This is a genomic window from Streptomyces sp. NBC_01669 (assembly GCF_026339735.1).
Classification (GTDB): Bacteria; Actinomycetota; Actinomycetes; order Streptomycetales; family Streptomycetaceae; genus Streptomyces; species Streptomyces yanii.
This window is the reverse complement of sequence record NZ_JAPEQG010000001.1, coordinates 4,635,480-4,653,245: the sequence shown is the minus strand read 5'-3', so window position 1 is coordinate 4,653,245 and position 17,766 is coordinate 4,635,480. Positions and strand designations below refer to the sequence as shown.

Annotated in this window: 13 protein-coding genes and 1 tRNA gene; 8 read left to right on the top strand and 6 right to left on the bottom strand. The window is 69.7% G+C overall.

Annotated features, from left to right (window positions below; all coding sequences use genetic code 11):
* The first annotated feature begins 15 nt into the window (after positions 1 to 15).
* The 3 genes from cydB to OG972_RS20810 all read left to right on the top strand — a co-directional run bounded on the left by cydB (position 16) and on the right by OG972_RS20810 (position 6,449).
* Entirely contained in the window at positions 16 to 1,017 is a 1,002-nt protein-coding gene (gene cydB, locus OG972_RS20820; RefSeq protein WP_266983636.1) for a cytochrome d ubiquinol oxidase subunit II, read from the top strand.
* 117 nt (positions 1,018 to 1,134) lie between these two features.
* On the top strand, positions 1,135 to 4,647 hold the full coding sequence (gene cydD / locus OG972_RS20815) for a thiol reductant ABC exporter subunit CydD (protein WP_266983634.1): 3,513 nt from the start codon (positions 1,135 to 1,137) through the stop codon (positions 4,645 to 4,647).
* 95 nt (positions 4,648 to 4,742) lie between these two features.
* Positions 4,743 to 6,449 carry a GAF domain-containing sensor histidine kinase gene (locus OG972_RS20810; protein ID WP_266983632.1) on the top strand — a complete coding sequence of 569 codons (1,707 nt, stop codon included), beginning with the start codon at positions 4,743 to 4,745 and terminating at the stop codon, positions 6,447 to 6,449.
* A 30-nt stretch (positions 6,450 to 6,479) separates the two neighbouring features.
* Here the strand turns inward: OG972_RS20810 and OG972_RS20805 are convergent, their stop codons facing one another.
* From OG972_RS20805 to OG972_RS20775, 6 genes are all read right to left on the bottom strand, one after another.
* Positions 6,480 to 7,346: a Cof-type HAD-IIB family hydrolase gene (locus tag OG972_RS20805; RefSeq protein ID WP_266983630.1), complete on the bottom strand. Its 867-nt coding sequence runs from the start codon at positions 7,344 to 7,346 to the stop codon at positions 6,480 to 6,482.
* 131 nt (positions 7,347 to 7,477) lie between these two features.
* Entirely contained in the window at positions 7,478 to 8,374 is an 897-nt protein-coding gene (locus OG972_RS20800; protein WP_266983628.1) for an LLM class flavin-dependent oxidoreductase, read from the bottom strand.
* Between the two features lie 411 nt (positions 8,375 to 8,785).
* Complete coding sequence (locus OG972_RS20790) at positions 8,786 to 9,328, bottom strand: RNA 2'-phosphotransferase (protein ID WP_266983626.1); 543 nt, start codon at positions 9,326 to 9,328, stop codon at positions 8,786 to 8,788.
* 147 nt (positions 9,329 to 9,475) lie between these two features.
* Positions 9,476 to 10,450 carry a MerR family transcriptional regulator gene (locus OG972_RS20785; RefSeq protein ID WP_266983624.1) on the bottom strand — a complete coding sequence of 325 codons (975 nt, stop codon included), beginning with the start codon at positions 10,448 to 10,450 and terminating at the stop codon, positions 9,476 to 9,478.
* The gene (locus OG972_RS20780) at positions 10,447 to 12,228 is read right to left on the bottom strand and encodes an SDR family oxidoreductase (protein WP_266983622.1); all 1,782 of its coding nucleotides are present in this window, start codon (positions 12,226 to 12,228) and stop codon (positions 10,447 to 10,449) included. The genes OG972_RS20785 and OG972_RS20780 overlap by 4 nt, the downstream gene beginning before the upstream one ends.
* Positions 12,225 to 13,076 (bottom strand): M24 family metallopeptidase, encoded by an 852-nt coding sequence (locus tag OG972_RS20775; RefSeq protein WP_266983620.1) that lies wholly within the window; start codon positions 13,074 to 13,076, stop codon positions 12,225 to 12,227. The genes OG972_RS20780 and OG972_RS20775 overlap by 4 nt, the downstream gene beginning before the upstream one ends.
* 274 nt (positions 13,077 to 13,350) lie before the next feature.
* Between OG972_RS20775 and OG972_RS20770 the strand changes: the two genes are divergently transcribed.
* The 5 genes from OG972_RS20770 to OG972_RS20750 all read left to right on the top strand — a co-directional run bounded on the left by OG972_RS20770 (position 13,351) and on the right by OG972_RS20750 (position 17,686).
* Positions 13,351 to 14,364, top strand: coding sequence for an ABC transporter ATP-binding protein (locus tag OG972_RS20770; protein ID WP_266990612.1), 1,014 nt, complete (start codon positions 13,351 to 13,353; stop codon positions 14,362 to 14,364).
* Positions 14,354 to 15,262 (top strand): ABC transporter permease, encoded by a 909-nt coding sequence (locus tag OG972_RS20765; RefSeq protein WP_266983618.1) that lies wholly within the window; start codon positions 14,354 to 14,356, stop codon positions 15,260 to 15,262. The genes OG972_RS20770 and OG972_RS20765 overlap by 11 nt, the downstream gene beginning before the upstream one ends.
* Positions 15,259 to 16,170: an ABC transporter ATP-binding protein gene (locus tag OG972_RS20760; protein ID WP_266983616.1), complete on the top strand. Its 912-nt coding sequence runs from the start codon at positions 15,259 to 15,261 to the stop codon at positions 16,168 to 16,170. The genes OG972_RS20765 and OG972_RS20760 overlap by 4 nt, the downstream gene beginning before the upstream one ends.
* A 30-nt stretch (positions 16,171 to 16,200) precedes the next feature.
* Entirely contained in the window at positions 16,201 to 16,920 is a 720-nt protein-coding gene (locus OG972_RS20755) for an ABC transporter permease (RefSeq protein ID WP_266983614.1), read from the top strand.
* Between the two features lie 678 nt (positions 16,921 to 17,598).
* Positions 17,599 to 17,686: transfer RNA gene (locus OG972_RS20750), tRNA-Ser, on the top strand.
* The last annotated feature ends 80 nt before the right edge of the window (positions 17,687 to 17,766 follow it).

The following is a 17,766-nucleotide window of genomic DNA, read 5'->3' as shown; positions in this document are numbered from 1 at the left end:
CAGAGGAGCTGAGAGATGGAACTCCACGACGTCTGGTTCGTGCTCATTGCCGTCCTCTGGATCGGCTACTTCTTCCTGGAGGGATTCGACTTCGGGATAGGTGTCCTCACCAAGCTGCTGGCCCGTGACCGCAAGGAACGGCGGGTCCTGATCAACACGATCGGGCCCGTCTGGGACGGCAACGAGGTGTGGCTGCTCACCGCGGGCGGCGCGACGTTCGCCGCCTTCCCCGAGTGGTACGCCACGCTGTTCTCCGGGTTCTACCTGCCGTTGCTGATCATCCTGCTCTGCCTGATCGTGCGCGGTGTCGCCTTCGAGTACCGGGCGAAGCGGCCCGAGGAGCGGTGGCAGACCAACTGGGAGAACGCGATCTTCTGGACCTCGCTGATCCCCGCCCTGCTCTGGGGCGTGGCCTTCGGGAACATTGTCCGGGGCGTGAAGATCAACGCCGACATGGAGTACGTGGGCAACTTCGGGGACCTGCTCAACCCGTACGCGATCCTCGGCGGACTGGTCACGCTCTTCCTCTTCACCTTCCACGGCGCGGTGTTCGCGGGGCTCAAGACAGTCGGGGACATCCGGGAACGGGCGCGGAGGCTGGCATTCAAGCTGGGACTGGTCACCGCGGTGCTCTCCCTGGGCTTCCTGATCTGGACCCAGGTCGACCACGGCGACGGCTGGAGCCTGCTCGCGATGATCACCGCCGTGGTGGCGCTGGTCGGAGCGATCGGTGCCGTCGCGGCGGGGCGCGAGGGCTGGTCGTTCGCGCTCTCCGGGCTGACCATCACGGCCGCGGTCGCGATGCTCTTCCTGGCGCTCTTCCCGAACGTCATGCCGTCCTCGCTGAACGACGCCTGGAGCCTCACGGTCACCAACGCCTCGTCCACGCCGTACACGCTGAAGATCATGACCTGGTGCGCGGGGATCGCTACTCCCGTGGTGATGATTTACCAGGGCTGGACGTACTGGGTGTTCCGCAAGCGGATCGGTACACAGCACATCGCTGAAGCGCACTGACGCGCCGGGGACGTGTCCCGGCGGCTCGCGGCCGAGCCCGATCCGCCGGACACGTCCTGGGGACGGTCCGACACGTCCCGCCTGGTCCACCGCCCGAGCTCATTGGGGATGTTTCACGTGAAACCGATCGACCCGCGCCTTCTCCACTACGCCCGTGCCACCCGCCTCTTCCTGGCGGCCGTGGTAGCACTCGGAGTGGTCGGGGCGGCGCTGGTCATCGCCCAGGCCATGCTCATCGCCGAAGTGGTGGTGGGAGGGTTCGAGGACGGGCTGACCGTTGCTGAGCTGTGGACCCCGCTGGTGCTGCTGGCGGCTGTCGCGCTCGGCCGGGGGCTGGTCTCCTGGCTGACCGAGCTCGCCGCGTACCGGGCCAGCGCGGCGGTCAAGTCCGAGCTCCGCAGCCGACTGCTCGACCGCGCCGCGGCGCTCGGACCGGACTGGCTGAGCGGGCGGCGCACCGGCTCGCTGGTGGCGCTTGCCACCCGTGGTGTCGACGCGCTGGACGACTACTTCGCGCGCTACCTGCCGCAGCTCGGGCTCGCGGTCGTCGTGCCCGTGGCGGTCCTCGCCAGGATCGTCACCGAGGACTGGGTCTCGGCCGCGATCATCGTCATCACGCTGCCGCTCATCCCGCTCTTCATGATCCTGATCGGCTGGGCCACCCAGTCCCGGATGGACCGCCAGTGGCGGCTGCTCTCCCGGCTCTCCGGACACTTCCTCGACGTGGTCGCCGGACTGCCGACGCTGAAGGTCTTCGGCCGGGCCAAAGCCCAGGCCGAGTCCATCCGCACCATCACGTCGCAGTACCGCCGGGCCACCCTGCGGACTCTGCGGATCGCGTTCCTGTCCTCCTTCGCCCTGGAACTTCTCGCCACCCTGTCGGTGGCGCTGGTCGCCGTCACCATCGGCATGCGGCTCGTGCACGGCGAACTGGACCTCTACACCGGCCTGGTGGTGCTGATCCTCGCGCCCGAGGCATACCTGCCGATCCGGCAGGTCGGGGCGCAGTACCACGCCGCCGCCGAGGGGCTCTCGGCCGCCGAGGAGATCTTTGCGGTCCTGGAGACCGAGGTGCGGGCGAGCGGTACGGCGGACGTCCCGCAGTCGCTGAGGCTGGAGCTGGAGGGGGTGACGGTACGGCACGAGGGGCGTACCGCTCCGTCGCTGGACAGGGCCTCGCTGGTGGTCGAGGAGGGGGAGACCGTCGCCCTGGTCGGCCCGAGCGGAGTCGGGAAGTCCACCCTGCTCCATGTGGTGCTGGGGTTCGCGGAGCCCGACGAAGGGCGGGTGCGCGTCGGCGGTGCGGATCTGGCGGCACTTGCGCCCGAGCGCTGGCGGGAGCGGATCGCCTGGGTGCCGCAGCGCCCGCATCTCTTCGCGGGCACGATTGCGGAGAATGTACGGCTGGCCCGGCCGGACGCGGACGACGATGCGGTGACGGCGGCGTTGCGGGACGCGGGGGCGTACGACTTCGTGGTGGACCTTCCCGACGGTGCGCAGACACTGCTCGGCGAGGACGGCGCGGGACTCTCCGCCGGCCAGCGGCAACGGCTTGCACTTGCCCGGGCGTTCCTCGCCGACCGGCCGCTGCTGTTGCTCGACGAGCCGACTGCGAGCCTGGACGGCGAGACGGAGGCGGGGATCGTCGACGCGGTACGGAGGTTGGCCGCGGGCCGGACCGTGCTGCTCGTCGTGCACCGGCCGGCGCTGCTCGCGGTCGCCGACCGAGTGGTGACACTGGAACCGGGCGTGGCACCGGAATCCGCGGCGGCCACGGAGCCGGTCGGGGCGGACGGACCGGCGCGCGCCTCCGATGACGTACCCAACGGCGTGCGGGAGCCCGAGGTGCTGCGGGAGACCACGGCACGGTCCGGCCACGTGCTCGCCCGGGTCCGGGATGCCGCAGGGGAACACCGCGGACAGCTGGCACTTGCGCTCCTGCTGGGCAGCCTCGCCCTGGGCTCGGCTGTCGGGCTCATGGCCGTCTCCGGTTGGCTGATCTCCCGTGCCTCCGAACAGCCTCCGGTGCTCTATCTGATGGTCGCCGTGACCGCGACCCGTGCTTTCGGGCTCGGCCGCGCCGTCTTCCGCTACGCCGAGCGTCTCGTCTCGCACGACGCGGTGCTCAAGATGCTCGCCGAGCTGCGCGTCGCCGTGTACCGCGGACTGGAACGCATCGCGCCGGCCGGGCTGGCCCGGACCCGGCGCGGAGACCTGCTGTCCCGGCTCGTCGCCGATGTGGACGCGCTGCAGGACTACTGGCTGCGGTGGCTGCTGCCCGCCGGGACCGCGGCGGTCGTGGGGATGGCGGCCGCCGGGTTCACCGGCTGGCTGCTGCCCCAGGCAGGCCTCGTGCTCGCTGTCGGGCTGCTGCTGGCCGGCGTCGGGGTGCCGCTGGTGACCGGTGCCTGCGCCCGCCGCGCGGAACGTCAACTGGCGCCCGCGCGAGCCGATCTGGCCACCCGGATCACCGATCTGCTCGGCGGGACGGCCGAACTGACCGTTGCGGGTGCCCTGCCCGCGCGTTCGGCGCGGACCCGCGAAGCCGACGGCGTCCTGACCCGGATCGCGGCCCGGGCGGCAACGGCCACCGCGCTCGGGGGCGGGCTCTCCGCCGTGATCTGCGGTCTGACGGTCGTCGCTGCCGCACTCGTCTCCGTGCCGGCGGTCCTCGACGGACGGCTGGCGGGAGTGGAGCTCGCGGTGGTGGTGCTCACTCCGCTCGCCGCGTTCGAGGCCGTGACCGGCCTGCCGCTCGCCGTGCAGTACCGGCAGCGGGTCAAGCGGAGTGCGGAGCGGGTGTACGAGGTGCTGGACGCCCCGGTACCGGTGCTCGAACCCGCCGCCCCGGCCGATCCACCCGCCTCTCCCTTCCCGCTGGAAGTATGCGGGTTGGCAGCCCGGTACGCAGGAGCGTCGCGGGACGCCCTGAACTCCGTCGACCTGACGCTGACCGCCGGCCGGCGCATCGCCGTCGTCGGCCCTTCGGGCTCAGGGAAGACCACCCTCGCGCAGGTCCTGCTCCGCTTCCTGGACGCGCGGTCGGGGACGTACCGGATCGGTGGTGTGGAGGCCTCTGCACTGGACGGCGACACTGTCCGGCGGTTCGTCGGGCTGTGTGCCCAGGACGCCCATGTCTTCGACAGCTCCATCCGGGAGAACCTGCGGCTGGCCCGTACCGGCGCGACGGACGACGAACTGCGGGCCGCCCTCGCGCAGGCACGGCTGCTCGACTGGGTGCTGGCGCTGCCCGATGGGCTCGACACGCTCGTCGGCGAGCACGGAGCCCGCCTCTCCGGCGGCCAGCGCCAGCGGCTCGCGCTCGCCCGGGCGCTCCTCGCCGACTTCCCCGTGCTCGTCCTGGACGAGCCCGCCGAACATCTCGACCTGGCGACGGCGGACGCCCTGACGGCGGATCTGCTGACCGCCACCCGGGGCCGCACAACGGTTCTGATCACCCATCGGCTGGCGGGGCTCGAGGCGGTCGACGAGGTCGTCGTGATGGACGCGGGCAGAATCGTGCAGCGCGGTCCGTACACCGATCTCGCGACGGTGGAGGGGCCGTTGAGCCGGATGCTGGAGCGCGAACAGGAGACCGTACAGATCCCGGCTCCCGCAGGGCGGGCGTAGGAGCACCCGGGCGGGCCCGTCGGGCAGGGGTCGGAGCGGTTTGCCGGGCCATCGGCCGACTTTCCTCCCCAAATGGGACTAACTAGGCTCTGGGTATGCCAGAGCCGGACCCGAAGGACTCACTCGAAGCCGCGACGCAGGCGACCCGCAGCCTGCAGGGTCTGTCCACCGAGCTCACCGCCCGCGTCCCGCAGCTGCTGGAAGCCATGCGCTCCGTCGGCACCGGACTCGAACTGCACTCCACCCTCGACCGGATCTGCGAGACCGCTGCCGAACTCGCCCATGCCCGCTACGCCGCCATCGGCGTCGTCGACACCAAGGGCAAGGGACTCTCCGACTTCCTCACGTACGGGGTGTCGGAGGCGGTGGAAGCCGAGATCGGGCACCGGCCCGACGGTCAGAGGGGACTGCTCGGCGCACTCATTCACGACCCGGCACCGGTGCGGCTCGCAGATCTGACAGCCGATCCGAGGTTCGCCGGTTTCCCCGCCGGCCATCCACCGATGCGGACCTTTCTCGGGGTCCCCATCCGCGTACAGGGAGAAATCTTCGGCAATCTCTATCTGGCCGAGAAGGAGGGCGGGGGCGAGTTCAACGACTACGACCTGCACATGGTGCGGGTGCTCGCCACGGAAGCGGGGATCGCCATCGGCAACGCCCGGCTCTACGAGGCGGCGCGCCAGCGCGAGCGGTGGATCGACGGATCGGTGGCCGTGACCACCGCGCTGCTCTCCGGCGGGGACGCGGACGACGCGCTTGCCGTCGTCGCCGAACAGGCCCGCCATCTCGCCGCCTCCGCTGCCGGGATCGTGCTTCTGCCGACCGAGGAGGGCGGTCTGGAGATCGTCGCCGTCTCCGCCGACAGCCCGTCCGCCTCGCTCGGGATGATCATCGGTCCGGAGAGCCCGGTGGTGGCGAAGCTGCTGGCCGGCGAGGCGGTCTTCATGGACGACTCGGCCACCGACTCCCGCATGATCAGCAGGCTGGCCCACCAGTTCGGCCCCAGCATGCTGCTGCCGCTGCACAGCGGTGGGCGGGTGCTCGGCGCGCTCGCCACCCCGCGCGCCCGGGGCGACCGGCCCTTCTCCGAGACCGAGCGGACGCTGGCCACACAGTTCGCCTCGCAGGCCGCACTCGCGCTGATGATGGCCGAGGCACAGCGGGACCGGGAGCGGCTCGCGGTCTACGAGGACCGCGACCGAATCGCCCGCGACCTGCACGACCTGGTCATCCAGCGGCTGTTCGCCACCGGGATGATGCTGGAGAGCGCCCAGCGCGGGTCGGTCGTACCCGAGGTGCAGACCGGAGTGGGGCGGGCCGTGGACGAACTGGACGTGACGATCCAGGAGATCCGCACCGCGATCTTCGCGTTGCAACAGGAACCGGTTGAGGCGCCGTCCGGGCTACGGACCCGCGTCCTGCGCGAGATCAACATGGCGGCCGTCCCGCTGGGCTTCAAGCCGTCGCACCGCTTCCTCGGCCCGGTCGACTCGCTGGTCGGCGAGCTGGCCGGAAAGAACCTGATCGCGGCGCTGCGGGAGGCGCTCTCCAACGCCTTCCGGCATGCCGGGGCGTCCTTGATCGACGTGGTCGTCGACGTGACCGTCACACTGCCCGACGGACGCGACGCGGTGCGGCTGTCGGTCGCCGACGACGGGGTGGGCATTCCGGAGGGCGGGCGGCGCAGCGGGCTGCGGAACCTGGCGCGCAGGGCGGAGTCGCTGGGCGGGTCGAGCTGGTTCGGGCCGGGCCTCGGCGAGGACGGGTGCGGCACGACCGTGGTGTGGGAGGCACCGCTCTGAGGTCTTCGTCGGCGTTCGGGCCTGGGCCCTTCAGCTCTGGCTGCGGTACTTCCGGCGCTCGGCCACGAGCCGCTCGATGACGATCGCGACGCCGTCCTCCTCGTTGGTGACGGTCCGCCCGGAGGCGGCGGCCACCGCGGCCGGGTGGGCGTTGCCCATCGCGTACGAGGTGCCCGCCCAGCTCAGCATCTCCACGTCGTTCGGCATGTCCCCGAAGGCGACGACCTCGGCGGGCGAGATGCCGCGCTCGGCGCAGCACAGCGCGAGGGTGCTGGCCTTGGAGACGCCGAGACCGCTGACCTCCAGCAGAGCTGTCGGGCTGGAGCGGGTGAGGGACGCCCGGTCACCGGCTGCCGTGTGCGCGATGGCGAGGAAGTCGTCCGGGGCCAGCTCGGCGTGGTGTGCGAGGAGCTTCAGTACAGGGGCTCCGGCGCCCGGCGTCTCTTCGTGGAGGAGCTTCTCGGCAGTGGCGACGGTGGCGCCCGGGTCGAGATGGAATGGCGGGTAGGCCGGTTCGTAGTGGATGCCGGTGGCCAGCTCGACAGCGAACGAGGTGCCCGGAGCGGCCGCGCGCAGGGCGTGGACGACTTCGAGGGCGGCGGCGCGTTCCAGCGGGCGGACCTTGAGCAGCCTGCCGCCCGCGTGCAGGTCGGCGATCGCGGCGCCATTCGCGCAGATCGCCAGGCCGTGGCCGTGGACGTGGTCGCTGACGACGTCCATCCAGCGGGCCGGGCGGCCGGTGACGAAGAAGACCTCGATCCCGGCCTCCTCGGCCGCGGCCAGCGCCGCGACCGTGCGGTCCGAGACGGTTTTGTCGTCGCGCAGCAGGGTGCCGTCCAGGTCGGTGGCGATCAGCCGGGGAGCGGCAGGCAGAGGCGAGTCGATAGCTGAGGTCACCCGGTCATTCTCCCGTACGGGGGTGCACGGGTGTGCGGAGGGGCGCGCATATGAGGATGTGCGCCCCTGACCAGGAGAACATGTCTGATGCATATGCCAGGGGTGGTGAGAGGGGCGACCGGTGGTGCGGGTCAGCCGAGCTGGGCCAGCCCTTCGGTGGCGATCCGTTCGAAGACCTTCTCGTCCGCCGCGAAGTCGGAGTCCGCGATCGGCCAGTGGATGACGATCTCCGTGAAGCCCAGCTCGAAATGGGTGCCCGCGAAGTCCACGAACGCGTCGAAGGACTCCAGAGGGCGGTCCGGGGTGAAGCCGGTGAGCAGGATCTTGTCCAGCTCGGCGACATCCCGGCCGATGGCCTCGCAGGCCGTGCCGAGCTTGCTGACCTGCCCGCGAATGGCTGCCACGGACTGCTCCGGGGTACCCGTCTCGAACAGCTTGGGGTCGCCGGTGGTGACCCAGGCCTGACCGTACTGCGCGGCGAGCTTCAGCCCGCGCGGACCGGTCGCGGCCACCGCGAACGGCAGCCGGGGCAGCTGCACACAGCCGGGTACGTTCCGGGCCTCGTTCGCCGCGTACAAATCGCCCTCATAGGTGACGGACGGCTCCCGCAGCAGCTGGTCGAGGAGCGGTACGAACTCGGCGAAGTGGTCGGCCCGCTCGCGCGGCGTCCATGGTTCCTCGTCGCTCCTGCGCAGCGTGGTGGCATCGAAACCGTTGCCGCCCGCGCCAATACCGAGGGTGATCCGTCCGTCGGAGACGTCGTCCAGCGTGATGAGGTCCTTGGCCAGGGTGACCGGGTGCCGGAAGTTGGGGGAGGTGACGAGGGTGCCCAGGCGCAGCCGCTCGGTGGCGGCCGCCGCGGCGGTCAGGGTCGGCACCGCGCCGAACCACGGTCCGTCGCGGAAGCTCCGCCAGGCCAGATGGTCATACGTGTACGCGGCGTGGAATCCCAGTTCCTCGGCTCGCTGCCAGACCTTCCGGCCCTCGCTCCAGCGGTGAATCGGCAGAATTACAGTGCTCAGACGCATACATACGACCATACGGCGGGAGGGCTGCGGAGCAGAGACGCGTCAGCAGACGCTGCGGCCGAGCCGCGGCGACCGTGTGCAGCGCGGGACGAGCTCCTTGTACGTCTCGTCGCCCGGGCGGCACGATCCGCCACCAGCCGGGCGGGAAGATCGTGCCCTTCACATGGGCCATGCCGGTGTGGACCGCCTGCAGGAGGCCGGGTACGCAGTCGCGCCGAATGTCGGGGAACTCGATGTCCTCGACGGTGATCTTCGCGTCGTCGTCCGGGAACACCTGAACCGTGATGGCCGGGGGCAATCAGTTCGACGAAGGCCTTGTGCGGTCGGGACGGGGAGCCGACGCGGATCCGGGACCGCCGGGAGGGCAGGCGGGACGGGCAGACGACGGCCGGGGAGGCGGGTGGGTCGGGTTCAGCCGGGAAAGCGGAGGAACTCCGGTGGCACGGAGTCGGTGAGCCAGACCCCGTTCGCGCTGACGTAGAAGAGGTGGCCGGCGCGGTGCATCGCGCCCGCGTCCACCGAGAGGATCACGGGCCTGCCGCGTCGGGCGCCGACGCGGGTAGCCGTCTCACGGTCGGCCGAGAGGTGGACGTGGAGCCGATTCATGGGGCGGAGCCCCTCGGTGCGGATCGCGTCGAGGGCGCGGCCCACGGTGCCGTGGTAGAGGTACGCGGGCGGCTCGGACGGAGGCAGACCGAGGTCCACCGGGACGGTGTGGCCCTGGCTCGCCCGAATGCGGTCGCCTTCGATCGCGTAGCGCTGTTTGTCATTGGCGGCCACGACATGGTCGAGCTCGGCACGGGTGATGGGGAAGCCGTGCCTGGCCGCCGCCCGGAGGAGCTCGTCGATCGTCACCCAGCCGTTCGGGTCGAGACGGATCCCGATCCGCTCGGGCTGGTGCCGCAGATGCTTTGCGAGGTACTTGGACACCTTGACGGTACGTCTCTCATCCATCCGGACAGAGTGCCTGTGGCGATCTCGTCGGCGCACCGGAATTTGCTCACGATTCGCACCAACGATTTTCGTCCACAGGTTTGATCCACAAGCAACTGTGGTTATCCACAGGCGAATTGGCGATTCTGTGGACAAGTGGCGCCGCAATCAACCGTTTTGGCCAATTCGCCTTGATTCATGGTGTGATGTGGCAAGTGCGTCCAATGTTCTTGCGTGTACCTCACGTTCAGTGGCGGCGGCGACAAAGGCGGCGACGTTCTGCGGACCAACCAGACGCTGTACGGCCTGCATTGTTTCCGGCGGCAGTGGCACGGAACGCGGCTCGCTCGTCGAGGGTCCCGGGATGAGCGGTGTGTCCGCGCCGAGATGGTGCTGCAGATGACGTGTGGCGAACGTCCGCATGGCCCGGGCCAGTTCCGCGTCCACTGTCTGCTGGGCGAGCGGGCGGAGCCGACGGACCAGCGAGGCGGCCTCGGCCGCGTCCGCGTCCGTCGGTGGACGATGACCGAGGTAGCGAGCGAACACATGCTCGGTGGTGAACTCCAGGAAGCGGGAGGCGATGTGCTCGACCTGACCGCGAAGTTCCCGCAGATGGCCGGAGATTGCGGTGAGCGGTACCCCTGCGGCATGCAACTCGAATGCTACCGAGAGCTCTTGTGGGCTCGGGACCAGAAACTCGTCGTCCCGGCCCGGGATGCGCTCCAGTACGCCGAGCTCGACCGCCTCGGCCACCGCCTGGTCGTCCTGCACGCCGCCGAACTTCGCATGCAGCTCGTCCCGGGTGATCCGGTCGGCCTGCTCGTCCGTCCACGGGCCGTGCACCTCGGCGACGAGCCCGAGCACTCCGCCCAGCCCGCGTCCCGCGTCCCACGCCTCCAGCAGTTCCTTGATACTGGCCAGCGTGTAACCGCGGTCCAGCAGGTCGGCGATCTGCCGGAGCCGGGCGAGATGTGTGTCCCGGTACACATTGGCCCGGCCGCGCCGCTCCGGCGTCGGCAGCAGACCCCGGTCCTGATAGGCCCGGATCGTGCGGACCGTGGCACCGCTCGCATGCGCCAGGTCCTCGATCCGGTACTCGGCAGCGGAACGCGTCGTTACCGCGGACGGCCCGACCCCGCTCACAGCGGCGGCTTCAGCCGGGCGATCCCGCGCAGCGCGCCGGGACTGAGCCGGGACAGGAAGCGGGAGGCCCGTGCCTCCGGTGTCACCGGCACCACGGCCCGGTTGTGCGCCACGGCCTCGAGGATCGCATCGGCGACCTTCTCCGGCGGATAGTTGCGGAGCCCGTACAGCCGGCTGGTCCGCTTCCGCAGCCGCGACTCCTCATCGGCATCGGCCCCCGCGAAGTGCGTGGTCGCCGTGATGTTGGTGTTGACGATGCCGGGGCAGATGGCGCTGACCCCGATCGACCGCTCGGCCAGTTCGGCCCGCAGGCACTCGCTGAGCATCAGCACGGCCGCCTTGGAGGTGCTGTACGCGGGCAGCGCCCGGGACGGTTGATACGCGGCGGCGGAGGCGGTGTTGACGATATGGCCGCCCTGGCCACGCTCGGCCATCTGCCCGCCGAAGATCCGGCAACCGTGGATGACGCCCCACAGATTGACGTCCAGGACGTTCTTCCAGTCCTCGCTCGTGGTCTCCAGGAAGGAGCCGGACAGCCCGATCCCGGCGTTGTTGACCAGGACGTCGACGATGCCGTACTCGGCGGCGACTTTCGCGGCGAGCTTCTCCATCGCCTGCTCGTCGCTGACGTCCACCGCCTCGCCCCAGGCGGCGGGAGAGCCGATCAGGCGGGCCATCTCCGCCGTTCTGGCCGCACCTTCCGCGTCGCGGTCCACGGCCACCACCCGGGCGCCCGCCTCCGCGAACGCGAACGCGGTGGCCCGCCCGATACCGCCCGCCGCGCCCGTCACCAGGACCAGCTGACCGCCGAACCGGTCGGCGTACGCCCCGGTCGGTGCGGTGTCCGGGACCGGCCGTCCGTCTTCCAGCGCCGACTCGTTGGCGGCGACGAACTCGCTGATCCAGGAGGCAAGCTGGTCCGGGCGGGTGCGCGGCACCCAGTGCTTGGCCGGCAGGGAGCGCCGTACCAAGTGCGGTACCCACACCTCCAGTTGGTCGTACAGCTTCTCCGAAAGGAAGATGTCACCCGTCGGCGTGATCAGCTGGACCGGCACGTGCGCGTACGCGTCGGCACGCGGTCTGCGCAGCCGGGCGCGGACGTTGTCGCGGTAGAGCCAGGCGCCGTGCGCGGCGTCGTTCGGCAGGGACGGCGTCGGGTAGTCGCCCGCGGGCACCTTCTCCATCCGCTGGAGTATCCGCGGCCACTGCTTGCCGAGCGGACCGCGCCAGGCGAGCTCCGGCAGCACCGGCGTGTGCAGCATGTACACGTACCAGGACTTGGCTCCCTGGCCGAGCAACTGGCCGACCCGGCGCGGGGTGGGCCGCGTCATCCGCTGTTTGATCCAGTGGCCGAAGTGGTCCAGGGAGGGACCCGACATCGATGTGAAGGAGGCGATCCGGCCCTCGGTGCGCATGACCGTCACGAACTCCCACGACTGGACCGAACCCCAGTCGTGCCCGACCAGGTGCACCGGCCGGTCCGGGCTCACCGCATCGACGACGGCGAGGAAGTCGTCGGTGAGCTTCTCCAGGGTGAACCCGCCGCGCAGCGGCTCCGGAGCCGTCGACCGGCCGTGGCCGCGTACGTCGTACAGGACGACGTGCCACTGCTCGGCCAACTGCACCGCGACCTGCGTCCAGACTTCCTTGCTGTCCGGATAGCCGTGCACCAGCACGACCGTCGGGCGCGTCTCGTCGCCCAGTTCGGCGACGCACAGTTCGATCCCGCCCGTACGCACCCGGCGTTCGCGAAACCCCGGAACATCCTGCAGACTCACGCCGCCACCCTCTCCTCGGCCCAGCGCCGCACATGCGGCAGATCGTCGTCCAGCCAGAAGGCGCTCTGCTCGGGGTCCTTGGAATCGGTGACGACCAGGATCTCCTCGAACTTCGCGCCCGTACCCCGGAATCCGAGATGGGGTTCGACCGCCCACAGCCCCGGCTGCGGCGGGTGGTCGGAGAAGCGGTACGGACTCCACAGCGGAGACCAGCCGTCCCGGTGCCCGTGCACCGCATCGCTGACGAGTCCCTTGAGCGACTGCGTACCGAACCCGAACAGCCGCGGTGACCAGCGGCGCTGAGCGACGCGGTCGACCTTGTGGGCGATGACGCCGAAGGGATAGGCGCGGTGCCTGTTGGCGTACCCCTGCCTGATCATCAGGCGCTCGACGTCCTCATAGATCTCGCGCAGCGAACGCCGCTCGCGCACCTCGTCCAGGATGAGTGCGCGGTGGACCTCGAGATCGGTAAGGAGCTTGTCGTGCAACGGGTTGAGCCCGAGACAGCCGGAATATCCGATGTCCGCCGTGAACCCCTTGTGCACCGGAGCCATGTCGAGGATGAACGGCATCCCGGGCTCCAGCTTCCGGTTGGTCGGGAAGAACTGCAGCGGCACCTTGAAACCGGCGAACGCCGTGCGGTCCCCGAACCAGGCGAACGGGAGATGGAACCAGTCACGGACCCCTCGCTCGCGCAGCCACTCCCGCTGCATCCGGGCCGCCTCGCGCTCCGTCACCCCCGGTTCGAGCCGTGCGGCGACCGCCTCCGCGCAGGCGTACGCGAGGCGTTGCACTTCTCTGAACCCCTGGAGCTCCTGGGGCAGTCCGTCCTTCACCGGTGAGGCCATGCCACCGTCCGTCCCATGCCGTGTGCGGTACGTGCTCGTAACGTGACACTGATGAATGTGACAATGTCCAGCGGCTGCGTCAAGGGGTGCGCAGAGACCTGTGGACAACTCTCCGAGCACTCCGGTCGGCCCTGCTCCCGGCCACCACCCTTACCTTCGTCGTCCTCCTTCGTGCGGTCCCCCTACGGGGCCGTACGACTGGAGGTTGACGCCGATCCAACCGCCTGGTCTGACGACCGGTGTGGCCCGCGCCACTACCGTTGAAGACGTGACTGTGATCGCGACCGAAAGCCTGAGCAAGCGGTTCCCCCGGGTGACCGCGCTTGACCGGCTCTCCCTGGACATCGGGCCCGGTGTAACCGGCCTGGTGGGCGCCAATGGAGCCGGCAAGTCCACACTGATCAAGATCCTGCTGGGTCTGTCCCCCGCCACCGAGGGCCGGGCCGCGGTGCTCGGGCTGGACGTCGCCACCAGTGGCGCGGCCATCCGGGAACGGGTCGGCTACATGCCCGAGCACGACTGCTTGCCGCCGGACGTCTCGGCCACCGAGTTCGTCGTCCACATGGCGCGGATGTCCGGACTGCCGCCGACGGCAGCGCGTGAGCGCACCGCCGACACGCTGCGCCACGTCGGGCTGTACGAGGAGCGCTACCGCCCCATCGGTGGCTACTCGACCGGCATGAAGCAGCGCGTGAAGCTGGCCCAGGCGCTGGTCCACGATCCGCAGCTGGTCCTCCTCGACGAGCCGACCAACGGCCTGGACCCGGTCGGCCGCGACGAGATGCTCGGCCTGATCCGCCGCGTCCACACCGACTTCGGCATCTCGGTCCTGGTGACCTCCCACCTTCTGGGAGAACTGGAGCGCACCTGCGACCATGTCGTCGTCATCGACGGCGGCGCGCTGCTGCGCTCCAGCTCCACCAGCGACTTCACCCAGACCACCACGACCCTCGCGGTCGAGGTCACCGACAGTGACGCCCACCCCGACGGCACGGACGCACTGCGCCGGGCGCTCACGGCAGCCGGTGTCAGTCTTCTGGGCCGCGACGGACTCGAGGCGGACGGTCTGCCCGGCGCCGGTCACATCCTGCTGATCGAGGCCACCGGTGAGGAGACGTACGACGTCGTCCGCGACAGCGTCGCCGGGCTCGGACTCGGTCTCGTACGGATGGAACAGCGGCGCCACCACATCGCCGAGGTCTTCCGTACCGAAGGCACCGCAGAGACCGCGGAGACGGTCCTGACCGGAGCCGCACAGCAGAAGGGGAGCGGTCGCGATGAGCACTGAGACCGGGGCCGTGACCGGGATCGACAACACCCGGATCCACAACATCGGGTACCGCGCCTACGACGGCCCGCGCCTGGGCCGCGGCTATGCCCGCCGTTCCCTCTACTCGCAGTCGCTGCGGGGCTCCTTCGGACTGGGCCGTTCCGCCAAGTCCAAGGTGCTGCCGATGCTGCTCTTCGGCGTGATGTGCCTGGTCGCGCTCATCATCGTGGCCGTCGCGATGGCCACGCCCAACGCGAGCAAGCTCGCGATCAAGTACACGGACTTCGCGATCTATCTGCAGGCCGTCATCGGCCTCTTCATCGCCTCGCAGGCACCGCAGTCCGTCTCCCGGGATCTCCGCTTCAAGAGCGTGCCCCTCTACTTCTCGCGCCCCATCGAGCGGGTCGACTACGTCGTCGCCAAGTACGCAGCCATGGCATCCGCCCTGTTCATCCTCACCGTGACACCACTGCTGGTGATGTACGTGGGCGCCCTGCTGGCGAAGTTCGACTTCGCCGACCAGACCACGTGGTTCGGACAGGGGCTGGTGTCGGTGGCGCTGCTCTCCCTGCTCTTCGCCGGACTCGGCCTGGTCATGGCCGCACTGACTCCGCGCCGCGGTTTCGGCGTCGCCGCGGTGATCGCCGTCCTGACCATCTCGTTCGGAGCGGTCTCCACGGTCCAGGCCATCGCCTGGGAGACGGGTTCGGCGGGCGCCGTGCAGTGGCTGGGGCTCTTCTCCCCCCTCACGCTGATCGGCGGCGTCCAGAGCGCGTTCCTCGGTGCCACTTCCCACTTCCCTGGAGGGGAAGGACCGGGCGCCGGGGCAGGTGTGGTGTATCTGATCGTTGTTCTCGCGCTCGTCGCCGGCTCGTACGCCGTACTGATGCGCCGCTACCGGAGGGTCGGGCTGTGACCACCATCGAGATCGACCACACCTCGCGCTGGTTCGGCAATGTGGTCGCCGTCAACGACGTGAGCATGACCGTGGGACCCGGCGTGACCGGACTGCTCGGCCCCAACGGTGCGGGGAAGTCCACGCTGATCAACATGATGGCCGGGTTCCTCGCACCGTCGACCGGCAAGGTCACCCTCGACGGCGCGCTGATCTGGCGCAACGAGGACGTGTACCGGCAGATCGGCATCGTCCCGGAGCGGGAGGCGATGTACGACTTCCTCACCGGTCGCGAATTCGTCCTCGCCAACGCGGAACTGCAGGGACTCGACGAGGCTGCCGCGCAGAAGGCGCTGGCCACGGTGGAGATGGAGTACGCGCAGGATCGCAAGATCGCCACGTACAGCAAGGGCATGCGGCAGCGCGTGAAGATGGCGTCCGCGCTGGTCCACGAGCCGTCCGTGCTGCTCCTCGACGAGCCGTTCAACGGGATGGACCCCCGCCAGCGGATGCAGCTGATGGAGCTGCTGCGGCGGATGGGCGCCGAGGGCCGTACGGTCCTGTTCTCCTCCCACATCCTCGAAGAGGTCGAGCAACTCGCCTCGCACATCGAGGTGATCGTGGCCGGACGGCATGCCGCGTCCGGTGACTTCCGGAAGATCCGCCGCCTGATGACGGACCGTCCGCACCGCTATCTCGTGCGGTCCAGCGACGATCGCGCCCTCGCCGCCGCGCTCATCGCCGACCCGTCGACGGCCGGGATCGAAGTCGACCTGAGCGAGCAGGCGCTGCGTATCCAGGCGGTCGACTTCGGACGGTTCACCACGCTGCTGCCGAAGGTCGCGCGTGAACACGGCATCCGTCTGCTGACCGTCTCGCCGTCCGACGAGTCCCTCGAATCGGTCTTTTCCTATCTCGTAGCGGCCTGAGTAGCGGCCTGAAAGGAGCTGTGAAGCGTCATGTACAACCCCACAGTCGCCCGGCTCACCTACCGGGCCCTGCTCGGCCGGCGCAGGGCTGCGATCCTCTTCGTCCTGCCCGCGCTGCTGATCGTCATCGCCGTCGCGGTACGGGCGTTCGCCGGGGCCGATGACCAGGTCGCCGCCAATGTGCTGGGCGGTTTCGCCATCGCCACGATGGTGCCGCTGATCGGTGTGATCGCCGGTACGGGGGCCATCGGCCCCGAGATCGACGACGGATCGATCGTCTATCTGCTGGCCAAGCCGGTGAAACGGCCGACGATCATCTTCACCAAGCTGATCGTGGCGATCGCGGTGACCATGGTCTTCTCCGCCCTGCCGACATTCGTCGCGGGCATGATCCTCAATGGCAACGGCCAGCAGATCGCGGTGGCCTACACGATCGCGGCGCTGGTCGCCTCCATCGCGTACAGCGCGCTGTTTCTGCTGCTCGGCACGGTCAGCAGGCATGCGGTGGTCTTCGGCCTGGTCTACGCGCTGGTGTGGGAGGCGCTCTTCGGCAGCTTCGTGCCCGGGGCGCGCACGCTCAGCGTGCAGCAGTGGTCGCTCGCGCTTGCCGAAAAGGTCGGCGGGGAGGGCGCGATCACCTCAGAGGTCGGGCTGCCGCTCGCGACGGTTCTGCTGGCGGCTGTCACGGTGCTCGCCACTTGGTACGCGGGCCAGAAGCTGCGCACGCTGAAGCTCGCCGGCGAGGAGTGAGCCAAGGGCTCTGCTGCCCCTTTTGTCCGTCAACCCCTGCCCCTCGGGCGGGGGTTGACGCATGACCGGACAGTCGTACGCGTGACTGTACGGTTATCGGTTCGTTGTTCAGGGGGCGTGGAGGCAATGAGAATCCGTGGCGTCTTAGCGTTCGTGAAATTGAGTATTGCCGACTCCGGCTCCGGCGAGACGGTGCGGGCCGGGTCGGTCATTGGGTGAGTGGCAACCGTGAGCGTCCTCCGCCCCTGAAGCCCGGGGACGCGTGCGCTGCGCGTCGAGCAGATGGGGCATGTCGACGTCCTCGACAAGGTCAAGAGCCTTGTCATGCTCCCTGATGGAATTCACGTCCGCACAGAGGATGTGGCTCGTTACTTCGAAGTATCCACGGCCAGGCGTGCGAGGGCCGGGGGCGGACAGTGAGCACTCCCCGTCGGTCGTCGCCGCTCGAATAATGGGTGGCGGACAAGGACGGCGCCAGGCACAGTGGTTGAGGAATGAGCAAGGCACGCCACAGGACCGGGAGAGGAGCGCGACGATGACCGAGAGCACGAGTCCGTCGAGTTCCCACCAGGGCGGCCCGGAGCAGGCGCCGGAGTAACCATCACTTCACTCCGCTGAGCCGCTCCCAGCAGGACGCCCGGGGCGGCTTTTTTGCGCGCATCGCGCGGCCGCCCACCCGGAGGATTGGCCGAGTGGTAAGGCAGCGGCTTGCTAAGCCGTGGTCGGGGCTGTTGACCCCGCGCGCGTTCGATCCGCGCATCCTCCGCACAGATATCGGCACGGACAACCCCGTGCCGAGGCCGTACAAGCTCACGGGCCGAGCGCATGCCTGCACCCGGCCCGTGA